Genomic DNA, 10,640 nt, shown 5'->3' with positions numbered 1-10,640 from the left:
TGATCAGCTCCGCCGCACGGCCGCTCCCGCCGGCGCAGCAGATCGGCTATCAACCCCCTGGGCTCTCACAATGATCGAGGGAACAGAGGGGGCACGTCACTGGATGAGAAACGGGGGGCACGTCAGCCTCAGCATCTGTTACCGCCTCGCGGTGCTGATGGGCGGTCAGATCACCGTCCGGCCCGAGGTTGGGCGCGGCTCGGTCTTCACCATCGCGATCGTGGTTGATGCGCCGGAATGGGCGGCCCATCTCGCCCTGCCCGACGCCGCCTGATCAGTCCCGCAGCAGCTCGTTGACGCCGGTCTTGGCGCGCGTCTGGGCGTCCACGCGCTTGACGATGACCGCGCAATACAGCGACGGGCCGCCGTTGGGATCCGGCAGCGAACCCGGCACCACGACCGAATAGGCCGGCACCTCGCCCCGGAACACCTCGCCGGTCGCCCGGTCGACGATCTTGGTCGAGGCCGACAGGTAGACGCCCATGGCCAGGACCGCGCCCTCGCGCACGATCACGCCCTCGGCCACCTCGGCGCGGGCGCCGATGAAACATCCATCCTCGATGATGGTCGGATTGGCCTGCAGCGGCTCCAGCACGCCGCCGATCCCTGCGCCGCCCGACAGGTGGACGTTCCTGCCGATCTGGGCGCACGAGCCGACCGTGGCCCAGGCATCGACCATCGAGCCTTCGTCCACATAGGCGCCGATGTTCACGAACGACGGCATCAGCACCACGTTCCGGCCGATGAAGGCGCCTTGGCGCACGATGGCCCCCGGCACGGCGCGGAAACCGGCCGCCTGATAGTCGGCGGCGGCCCAATCGCCGAACTTGTTGGGCACCTTGTCCCAGAAGGGGCCCAGCGCGGCGGGATGATCGACCGACAGCGGCATGGCGGCCGCCGGCCCGGCGCGCAGGATCTGGTTGTCGTTCAGGCGAAAGGACAGCAGCACCGCCTTCTTCAGCCACTGATGCGTGGTCCAGACCCCGTCCGTCCCGCGCGAGGCGACGCGCGCCTGGCCGGAATCCAGCAAGGCCAAAGCGCTCTCCACGGCGTCGCGGACCTCGCCCTTGGCGGCCGGCGAGACCTCGGCGCGGTTGTCCCAGGCGGCCTCGATGACGGATTCGAGATGCGACAGGTCGGTCATGCGGCGTCCTTGAAGGTCAGGTCGGAGAGGAAGTCGAGAAGGTCCGGGGCCACATGGTCGATGTGATCGCCCAGCGCCTTGCCATGCCCGTCGCCGATCAGGATGGTGGCCATTCCCAGCGCCTTGGCCGGCTCCAGGTTCCTGGGGGTATCCTCGAAGAAGGCGGCGCTGCGCGGTTCGAAGTCGAATCGTTCGACCATGCGGCGAAAGGTCGACGGCGCGGGCTTGGGCGTCAGATCCCCGTCCTCGATGGCGAAAACCCCGTCGAAACAGTCGGCGATCCCCACCCGATCCAGCACCCGGCGCGCATAGTCGCGCGCGCCATTGGTGAAGACGAAACGGCGCCCCGGCAGGCGCATCAACTGTTCGGCCAGACGCGGGTTCGGCTCGATCCCGTCCATCGGCACGTCGTGAACGACCTTCAAAAAGTCCTCTGGGTCGATGGTGTAGTTGGCCATCAGCCCGGCCAAGGTGGTGCCGTGCGCGTCCAGGAACTGGCGTTGCAGCACGGCCGCCTCCTCCGGCTCCAGCCCCACGGCCTCGACGACATAGGCGTTGATCCGCGCCTGGACCAGCCGCATCAGTCCCTGTTCGGGCGGATAAAGGGTGTCGTCCATATCGAACACCCAGGCCGTGACGTGCGACAAATTCCTCAAGACGCCTTCACCAGGGTGCCGGCCCCGAACTCGGTGAACAGTTCGACCAGCATGGCGTGCGGCCGCCGGCCGTCCAGGATGACCACCGCCTCCACCCCGGCGCGCACCGCGGCCATGGCCGTCTCCAGCTTGGGGATCATGCCGCCCGAGGCGACGCCGGCGTCGATCAAGCCTTGCGCCTCCTCCAGCGTCATCTGGCGGATGATCTCGCCGTCCGCGCCCCTGACTCCCGGCACGTCGGTCAGCAGCAGCATCCGCTTGGCGTCCAGCGACCCGGCGATGGCGCCCGCCACCGTGTCGGCGTTGACGTTGTAGGTCTGGCCGTCCTCGGCCACCCCGATCGGCGCGATCACCGGCACCCAGTCCTCGGTCTCGGACGCGATCAGCCCCCTGATCAGCTTGGGATCCACCTTGGTCGGCTCGCCGACATAGCCCAGGTCGACCTCATGCTCGATCATGCTGTCGGGATCGCGCTTGGTGCGGCGCGTCTTCTCGACCGTCAGCAGGCCGGCGTCCTTGCCCGACAGACCGACGCCGCGCACGTCGGCCTCCTTGCCGGCCATGGTGATCCAGTGAGCGATCTCCTTGTTCACCGCGCCCGACAGCACCATCTCGGCGACCTCCATCGTCGCCGGATCGGTCACGCGCAGGCCGTCGACGAAGCTGGACTTCACCCCCGCCTTATCCAGCATGGCGCTGATCTGCGGCCCCCCGCCGTGCACCACGACCGGGTTCACCCCCATCAGCTTCAGCAGCACCACATCGGCCGCGAACTGCTTGGCCACGGCGCTTTCGCCCATGGCGTGGCCGCCGTATTTGATGACCACGGTCTCGCGGTCATAGACCTGGATATACGGCAAGGCCTCGGCGAGCGTCTTCGCCGTCTCCCAGCTGCGTTCCTCGGATTGGCGCTCGGTTTCGTTCATCACGCGCGCGTGATAGCGGGGGATGGGCGGGGAGTCACGCTAGGAAATCACCGGTTTAACGGCAGCACACTCCACGTCTGAATGTTTCAGCTACCCACGAACCGCTCTGAGAATGTATCGATGCAACTTTGGAATTGTATCGCCAGGAGCGATTAGTGCGCTGACGTCCTCAAGATCTGGAATAGAAAGAAACTGAACAGAATACTCGTTATGAAATAATGCTTCCACGAGCATCTCGACATGACACCCGATAGCCCATGATGCATCAGGCATGCAGTTCGCGACGATTTCAGACGGAAACACACCTTGCTCAAAAACATTTCTAATAAGAGCAGGCTCTAGGCCATCATACCTGACAAATAGAGAAAATTCACCAGCAGCAAATTGCTTATCACAAAGCGGCAAAGAGACACTATTCCCTGGACCTTGCGACGTTGTCCTTTCGGTAAAAACAACGCTCGACTCACGATATATCGGGTAAAGGCTCCTATTAAATTCATCGGTTTTCTTCTCAAATTCTAAGAAAAACTTGTCATTCGAGACACAAACAGGGCGACCAGATTTAAGGACAGCTTGAGTGGTGCCCCCAAAATCGTCAGCCATTGTAACAGCATGGCGTGACAACTCTCCGCAGGCAGCAAGGCTTGCAAAGCCCTCCAAAAGATTTACGGAATTCAAGCTATTTCTTAAAGAAAGCCTGATCTCAGAATCATCCGATTGCGGATGAACAACACAGACGGGTCCAGCCTTAAGACGAATTTCAGTTGTCAGGTCGAATTTTCCGTCATTACGAATCATGACCCCAGAGCCTCTACGCATACTGCAGTTAATTTTCCGGGGTCGGATTAGATCTGCAGCAAGTACCCCATCAAATACTTGTTTCCACCTCTGCCGGAAAACCTCTTTTGTAAATCGCGATATTACAGCCTCCCTCCCAGCCGCAGATAGATAGCTTCTCAAAAGAGAGCTGCTATTTAGCAAGTTTATTTGCTCAAGACACGAGTCTATGTCGCCCGCTTTATATAGCAACACCTCTCTTCCGTGCTCGAACTCCTTACTCCAATCAAGGTTATCTGGCGCAACCAGTGGGCACCCAAGGGCCATCGCCTCTAAAGGCGCAAAAGAAGTTGCAACGGCGTCAGCAGTCCAAAGATACGCTCTCGACCGACCAACCGCCAACTTAAAATCATCTACAGTAGGAAGCCCCCCTCCATCTGTCGGCTTATTGCCCGCCCCATACAAACGTTTTGTCACAGGTAAAGAATCCCAAAACGCCGCTCCAACTCCGCGCTCTGGTTGATAGAAAGAATTTACGACGTTGATGAAGTCTTCGCCCTCATCGCGCCAAACGCTTTCGCTAAACAAATCTGAAGGAATAAAATGCGGTATTACAGATACGCTATGTTCAGAATAAAATCCAAACTGAGGCACCATGTAATGTGAGACGCAAACAATCGGGGAATGTGAAACATCATTTATAAAATAATCAAAATTTACTCCATTGTAAACATGGACCCACTGGTGCGGCTGATAACCCCAATGAGATATATAAATCAGTCTTGAGCGATCAATTCCACGCGCATCCAACCGCCCTGACAAAGATATATATTCAGCCGGAGAGTGAGCAAGAAAGAAATCGTAGTCAGACAAATCTTCCGCGCGGCCCGTAATTACGTTATCGCACTCCGGCCTATTCTGAGACCAGAGCCCCAAGAATGTCCATTCGTGCTCAGGAAAAGCCGAGGCCAGATTGTACTGGTAGCTTGTGTGAAATGCATTAGATAATATTTTCACAATCTTCCTCTATTATTTAACAGATCACCAAAATAGTCGCAACGATGGCCGAAAGAGCCATCAATCGCGCAGCGGCGCTTTTGGGCAACTGTCACCCAGTAGCTATGACGAACTTACTTGGCGAGGGATTTTACACACTCAGCGACAGATGGCTCAAATTCGCTTAACAAAAGCTCCTGAAGGGCAATCGTTTTCATCCAATCAAACAAGGCCATGCTGGCGTTGACTGCAGGCTTGAGCTCGCGACGATAATGCAGAGACCGCCAGTTTCGTCTGATAGCAGAGCGCGGCTTCTTGCAGAAGCGCGCCCGCGGGCTGACCCAGATCGATCCGAAGACGGCGCGCCGCGAGCCTGAACGAGGCGACGCGGAGGTGCGCGAGCGCCTGCGCAGTCCGGGGGCTGAGCGCCGCCGGCTCGGCTATCGGTGCCTGGGTATCCTGCTGGAACGGGAGGGCAACAGCATGAACAAGAAGCGGCTGTTCCGGCTCTATCGGGGAAGGCCTGGCGATGCGACGGCGGCGGGGCCGAAAGCGCGCCACCGGAATCCTTGCGCCCATGGCCCTGCCGGCAGCAGATCCGCTATCAACCTGACGTGCCCCTGAGTTTTCATCCAGCGGCGACCTGAGTCTTGGCGTTTGTGATGGGTGACGGGCTGGCTGCGTCACCGGGATCTATCAACGCGATCGGCGGCTTGTTGCCTTTGGCCCATGGGGCCGAACCTCGTTGTAGTCTCTGCGCCAAGCCTCCAACTTTTCGGCCGCATCCTCAAGCGTCAGGAACCAGTGGGCGTTCAGGCATTCGGCCGGCAGCGTCCGTTGAACGCCTTGATGAAGGCGTTGTCTGTCGGTTTGCCGGGCCGTGAGAAGTCGAGGGAGACGCCGTGGGCTTAGGCCCATAGGTCGAGGTTCCGGGAGACGAACTCCGTGCCCTGGTCGACCCGGATCGCCTTCGGATAGCCCGGCCTGGCGCAGGCCTGATCCAACGCCTCGACGACGTTCTCCGACCGATAGGTGAACCGCGGATCGATCACCGGGGAGTACCGAGTGAAGGTATCCACGACGGTCAGGATCCGGATCTTCCGGCCGGTCGCCAGTTGGTCGTGGACGAAGTCCATGGCCCAGGTCTCGTTCGGCCCGGTGGCTTCGCAGCGGTCTTCCCGCAGCTTGGCCTTCACCCTGCGTTTGGGCGTCTTGTTCCTTAACTGAAGGCCTAACGCATTGTAGATCCTTCGGGTCTTCTTGATGTTGAGCTGCCAGCCTTCGCGCTGCAGCAGGACATGGATCCGGCGATAGCCATAGCGCACGCGCGTCTGACACATCGCCTTGATCCGGGATTCGAGACCGGCCTGGTCGGGCGACGGGATCGGTAGTGATAGCTCGACGTGTCCATCTCAAGCACCCGGCAAGCTCGCCGGATCGACCACGCCCCAATCACCCCGACACCCGTCCACCAGCTCGCGCTTGCGACCAGGCCTCAAAGCTTTCGCCGGATCACGTCCTGCAGCATCTCCCGGTCAAGCGACAGGTCCGCCACCAGCTTGCGCAACCGCGTGTTCTCGTCCTCGAGCTGCTTGAGCCGCTTCATCTCCGTCGGCAGCAGGCCATCGTACTTCTTCTTCCAGTTGAAGTAGGTCGCCTGACTGATCCCGGCTCGCCGGCAGATCTCAGCCACCGGCACGCCGTCGGCGCCCTGTTTCAAATTAAACGCCTTCCGGGCGTCCGAAAACTGCGATGCCTTCATGGTGATCCGCTCCTTCCCAGCCAGGGAAAATCTCAGTGGAAAACTCTAACGTCCGGTGATCCAGTTTCCGGGGAGCGGATCAAAACTCTCAGGGGCAGGTCAAACCCCCTGGGCTCTCGCAATGATCGAGGGACCAGAGGGGGCCCGTCAGTCACTTTGACCGTACCAGGCTACCTTTATCGAGCTTAAGGCCGCCTCTTGAATCGCGAGCCGAAATGTAGTCGTCAGGTTCAGACTGAGCAGGAATTCGGTGATCCCACCCGAGACAGGCCGAACGGCGAATTAATGGATAGGCAAGAACTCAGAATGACGCATTCAGGCGATCCTTCTACAACCGGGCGTGTGCTCATCGAAGGGCAGTTTTGCGGCTTCGCCAGCCTCTCGATCGTTAACCGGCATCTGGCAAAAGCCTTGCTGCAGCGCGGTCTGAATCTCAGAATTTTACCTACTGACCGCAGCGAAGGTGACGGAGAACTCCAACGCGCCGGTTTAGCGGGCATAGCGGTCGCCCACGCCGATCCGGTGGACGTGCATCTACGCAATGCCTGGCCACCCGTGACACATGGCATGGCGGGCAAGAGGAACGGGTTGGTGTGCTGGGCTTGGGAGGAAAGCGAGATTCCTCCTCTCATGGCCATGCGTTTTAATCGCGACCTCGACTTCGTAATGACGACCGCCAGATATGTGTCCGACGCACTTAGACGTTCGGGTGTCATCATCCCGTGCCCCATTGTAGGAAACGGCGCAGATCAAATTTTATCTCAGGCGCGCCACAATCAAGCGCCTGAGAAAACCGTCAAACGACTACTCCATATTTCAACGTTCCTTCCTCGGAAAGCGCCAGACGAATTAGTTGAAGCTTTCTGTCGGGCCTTCAATGATCGAAACGACGTAGAACTCTATATAAAGACCAGCCCAAATCCTCACAATTTCGTGCGCCGCGTTGTGGAGGACACGCAGTCACGGTTCTCCGTCCCGCCGCGGATTATAATAGATGATTCAACGCTCGACGGTGCCGGAATCGCCCGTCTTTATCAGAGCGCCACTGCCGTAGTTTTGGTCAGTAGGGGAGAAGGGTTCGGGCTTCCTTTGGCAGAAGCGATGCACCTAGGCATCCCTGTGGTCGCTGCGCGCTCAGGAGGACAGGCCGATTTCTGCACCGAGAGAACAGCTTTGCTTGTAGAAAGCCGACCGGCAAAATCCAAATCACATGTCGCTTCTACTTACGGTCTTTGGGAAGATCCTGATGTTGAAAGTTTCGCGAAGGCGCTTCAACAGGCGGTGGATGAACCCGAACTGACGCGGCGTCTGTCTGCCAATGCACGGCGATTGGCGTCCGAGTCGCTGACATGGGACGCCGTGGCTAGCCGCGTCATTTCATCACTATCGACGCAGCAGACATCGCGCTCTTCCGCCCCCTCATTTGAAGTCGTTTCGACCTGGAACGAGGAGTGCGGGATCGCGACGTATTCAGAGCAACTATATGGCGATTCTGCACTCAAGGACGGATTGGCCCACGTTTGGGCGCGGCGGTCTCTCAAGCCGACAGAAGCGAATTCAAAAGAAGATGGCGTGACGAGACTGTGGGGTTATGACAGTGTGTCGCTGCAGCGCTTCGCCGATCAAGTCGGCAATACAGCCCTAGCGCCCGTAATCTGGTTCCAGCACCATCCCGGGCACTTTTCAGCAGACGACATGAGAAAGGTCATACCCGCGCTTCGCCGCGGCCGGGATCGACTTATCATCACGCTGCACAACGTTCACGAAACCTTGCAGTCTGACGCGGACTGGTTGAACGGCTTTGACGTCATCGTCGCCCACGCAGCTGAGGACGTGGAAGAACTCGGCCGCGCGGGTTTTCGGGGCGAAGTCCTTCCACACGGCGTCCGAATCCTGGGCGCGTCCCAACGACCGAACCCCGACAACTTCGTTGTCGGCACGTTCGGATTCCTGACAGAACACAAGAATCTGGAACTTCTTGTCAGTGCGATCGCCTTGGCTCGCAAGTCGGACCCTCGCATCCATCTGGTTCTGGCGAATGCACAGCGGGTAGAGCGTCAAAGCCGCGTAGCGCGGTCGCGGGTAGACGCCTTGATCAAGACATTGAAGCTCGAAGACCATGTCACGGCCAATTATGATTTCTTGCCGGATGACAAGGTGGTGAAGCTCCTGGCGCCTTGTGATCTGCTCGTGTTTCCTTATAGCCCCTCTCCCGAAGGCGCTTCGGGCGCCGCTAGGATGGCCATAGCTTTGGACCGGCCCACATTGCTTTCGAACTCGGGCGTTTTCCGAGACCTGCTGCCTTTCAGCCATCTCGTGCGAAACTTGGATGTGGAAACTCTGGCCGAAGCCATACTGGGTCTCGCCCAGGACGATGCGATACGCACTTTGCATGATCGCGCCCGGCGACGCTACGCCGAAACCCACAGCTGGGAAGTGGTTGGTCAGCGCGCTGCCAATCTGATGAGGATTTCTTGAATGACGAAGCCGCGCGATATCGCCGCGATGCCAGCAGCCCTGTTGAAACTCCCGGCTGAATCCTTTGTCCGAGCTGCGATCAAAGCGCTCGGCGCAACGACGGTCACGCCGCGCGACGCCAATGCCCTTACTCAGGCCATTCTCCGGGGGGTGAACAAGTCTCGGATCTGGGCGGCCTTGCAGGCGCGCAGCGAAGGCACACCCAGTTCGCCCCCGCCTGTTGTACCGACCGCCATTGTCCGCCCGGATGACGAGATTGTGGTGGAAGAGATTTTGACGAGCCATGCGCCGTCTGACGACGTCGTATTTTTGGAATACGCCGCCTTTCGGCTCATGGGCCGCGACGTGCAACTGCACGAACGTCTTCGATTCCAGGATCGCCTGAATAACGGCGTCAGCCGATCGGAAATCATTCAGGAGATCGTCGATATCGCACGTGCGGAGGGACGCAATCCCACCGTCGCTCGCATGACCGGCGACACGCCGTTTTCGCTCATCTCGGCGGAATGTAGTGATCGCTTGGTTCTGATGTTGTCTCTTGGTGATCGCGGGCTAATGGTTACGGGCGACGCGCTTTCGTTCAATGCCTTTTACAAGGACGATGGGCTGGAAGTGAGCGAAGGCTTGGTGCTCGCCGGACCCAAGAAACCCTTACGGCCGGGCCTTTGGCGCCTCAACGTGGATTGGCGGCAACATCGCGACTCCGTCATATGTGTAGAGGCGACGGCCAACGCAGGACTTGAGAAGCTTTTTTCGATGACTCTCGCGGGCCGGGCGACGTTCAGCAGCGAATTTCGCACCCTGCCGGAACATCTGGTGTGCGAAGTCCTGATTTTCGCCATCCGAAAAGGCGAGCCGGACGACGAGCCCTGGATTGTAAGGCCACAAGAAGTCAGCTTGACTTGGGTCGCCGAATGAAACTCGACGTCGCATTCAGACGCATCGCTGATGCCCGCTCAAGCGCAGAGCGCAAACAAATCCTTCAGAAGGCTAAGACTGCCAAATCGCAGCACGACTGGCGTCACGCAGCGGATCTTTATCGCCGTGCGTTAGAGCTTCGCGACGGCTTCGGGCCTCGTGTGCAACTGGGCCACATGCTCAAGGAGGCCGGCGAGCTTGATGCTGCGGAAGCGGCCTATTTTGAAGCCCTCAAGCAGCGACCTGACGACGCCGACCTCAATGTCCAGATCGGCCATTTCTTCTGGGTGAAGGGCGATGCCGAGAAGTCGTTCCACTACTATGAACGCGCTGCGCAGTTGGCCCCCAATGATGGAGGTATAGCCGAGACGCTTCGCGTCGGCGCGGCCAGAGCCGCTGACGCCCCCTGGCAGGGTCGGGTCGATGCGGCGATGGCCGCCCTGGCGCAAGGACGATGGGCGGCGGCCGAAAAGGGTTTTCAAGAGCTGGTGAATGCCGGCCGCCGAAACTATCTGCTTGTCCTCGCCCATGCGGTGAAGGAACAGGGCCGGCTGAAGGACGCCGTGGCCCTGTACAGCGAATACCTGCAATACGTGACCCCCGAAGGCGGCGCGCTCGCCTACGAAGCCAGGCTACAGTACGCCAATGCACTGCAACTGGCTCAGCGGTTCAGCGAGGCGGCCCAGCAATTTTCGACGGCCCGCATGTTGCGCATGGAAACCGAAGGCTGGGCCGGGTCGGAGGATCACATCCTCGAACAAATCCGCATCTGCATCCGCCAGGTCCACCCCGCCCTCGACACGTCGCGCCTTCGTTAAGCGACGATGCGAGCCTGCAGCCTTATGGGTTCCAAGGCGTCTGACGCTTGAACAAAGCGAACGCAATGACGTGCCCCCCCTCTGTTCCCTCGATCATTGTGAGAGCCCAGGGGGTTGATAGCCGATCTGCTGCGCCGGCGGGAGCGGCCGTGCGGCGGAGCTGAT

Annotated in this window: 8 protein-coding genes and 2 pseudogenes; 5 read left to right on the top strand and 5 right to left on the bottom strand. The window is 59.5% G+C overall.

Annotation, left to right across the window (positions count from 1 at the left end; all coding sequences use genetic code 11):
- Window positions 1–70: 70 nt before the first annotated feature.
- Complete coding sequence (locus tag DI624_RS15265) at window positions 71–274, top strand: hypothetical protein (RefSeq protein WP_291540181.1); 204 nt, start codon at window positions 71–73, stop codon at window positions 272–274.
- On the opposite strand, the gene dapD is transcribed toward DI624_RS15265, so the two are convergent.
- The 4 genes from dapD to DI624_RS15245 form a co-directional block, all read right to left on the bottom strand.
- A complete protein-coding gene (gene dapD / locus DI624_RS15260) occupies window positions 275–1,144 on the bottom strand; it encodes a 2,3,4,5-tetrahydropyridine-2,6-dicarboxylate N-succinyltransferase (RefSeq protein ID WP_291540179.1) in 870 nt (289 codons plus the stop codon). It abuts the gene before it with no gap.
- On the bottom strand, window positions 1,141–1,770 hold the full coding sequence (locus DI624_RS15255; RefSeq protein WP_291540184.1) for a pyrimidine 5'-nucleotidase: 630 nt from the start codon (window positions 1,768–1,770) through the stop codon (window positions 1,141–1,143). Before DI624_RS15255 ends, dapD begins: the two co-directional genes overlap by 4 nt.
- 26 nt (window positions 1,771–1,796) lie before the next feature.
- Window positions 1,797–2,726 (bottom strand): acetylglutamate kinase, encoded by a 930-nt coding sequence (gene argB, locus DI624_RS15250; protein ID WP_291540177.1) that lies wholly within the window; start codon window positions 2,724–2,726, stop codon window positions 1,797–1,799.
- A 90-nt stretch (window positions 2,727–2,816) separates the two neighbouring features.
- Window positions 2,817–4,376, bottom strand: coding sequence for a glycosyltransferase (locus DI624_RS15245; RefSeq protein ID WP_291540175.1), 1,560 nt, complete (start codon window positions 4,374–4,376; stop codon window positions 2,817–2,819).
- Between the two features lie 501 nt (window positions 4,377–4,877).
- Here DI624_RS15245 and DI624_RS15240 point away from each other — a divergent pair.
- Window positions 4,878–5,088 (top strand): annotated as a pseudogene (locus DI624_RS15240) (IS3 family transposase); the annotation flags it as partial.
- A gap of 39 nt (window positions 5,089–5,127) precedes the next feature.
- On the opposite strand, the pseudogene DI624_RS15235 reads toward DI624_RS15240, so the two are convergent.
- Window positions 5,128–6,261 (bottom strand): annotated as a pseudogene (locus DI624_RS15235) (IS3 family transposase).
- Between the two features lie 306 nt (window positions 6,262–6,567).
- Between DI624_RS15235 and DI624_RS15230 the strand changes: the two are divergent.
- From DI624_RS15230 to DI624_RS15220, 3 genes are read left to right on the top strand one after another with little or no spacing between them, the layout of a single operon-like run.
- Window positions 6,568–8,739: a glycosyltransferase gene (locus tag DI624_RS15230; protein WP_291540173.1), complete on the top strand. Its 2,172-nt coding sequence runs from the start codon at window positions 6,568–6,570 to the stop codon at window positions 8,737–8,739.
- Window positions 8,740–9,657, top strand: coding sequence for a hypothetical protein (locus DI624_RS15225; RefSeq protein WP_291540172.1), 918 nt, complete (start codon window positions 8,740–8,742; stop codon window positions 9,655–9,657).
- A complete protein-coding gene (locus DI624_RS15220; protein WP_291540170.1) occupies window positions 9,654–10,475 on the top strand; it encodes a hypothetical protein in 822 nt (273 codons plus the stop codon). The genes DI624_RS15225 and DI624_RS15220 overlap by 4 nt, the downstream gene beginning before the upstream one ends.
- The last annotated feature ends 165 nt before the right edge of the window (window positions 10,476–10,640 follow it).

It is taken from the genome of Brevundimonas sp. (assembly GCF_003248455.1).
GTDB lineage: Bacteria > Pseudomonadota > Alphaproteobacteria > Caulobacterales > Caulobacteraceae > Brevundimonas.
Note: the sequence above shows the minus strand (reverse complement) of the source record. Positions and strands in the feature narration are given on the sequence as shown.

Bases quoted from the DNA above. Each gene is read 5' to 3' on its own strand.
- DI624_RS15230 (WP_291540173.1), top strand. From the start codon at position 6,568: ATGACGCATTCAGGCGATCCTTCTACAACCGGGCGTGTGCTCATCGAA.
- DI624_RS15225 (WP_291540172.1), top strand. From the start codon at position 8,740: ATGACGAAGCCGCGCGATATCGCCGCGATGCCAGCAGCCCTGTTGAAA.
- argB (WP_291540177.1), bottom strand. From the start codon at position 2,726: ATGAACGAAACCGAGCGCCAATCCGAGGAACGCAGCTGGGAGACGGCG.
- DI624_RS15265 (WP_291540181.1), top strand. From the start codon at position 71: ATGATCGAGGGAACAGAGGGGGCACGTCACTGGATGAGAAACGGGGGG.
- dapD (WP_291540179.1), bottom strand. From the start codon at position 1,144: ATGACCGACCTGTCGCATCTCGAATCCGTCATCGAGGCCGCCTGGGAC.
- DI624_RS15220 (WP_291540170.1), top strand. From the start codon at position 9,654: ATGAAACTCGACGTCGCATTCAGACGCATCGCTGATGCCCGCTCAAGC.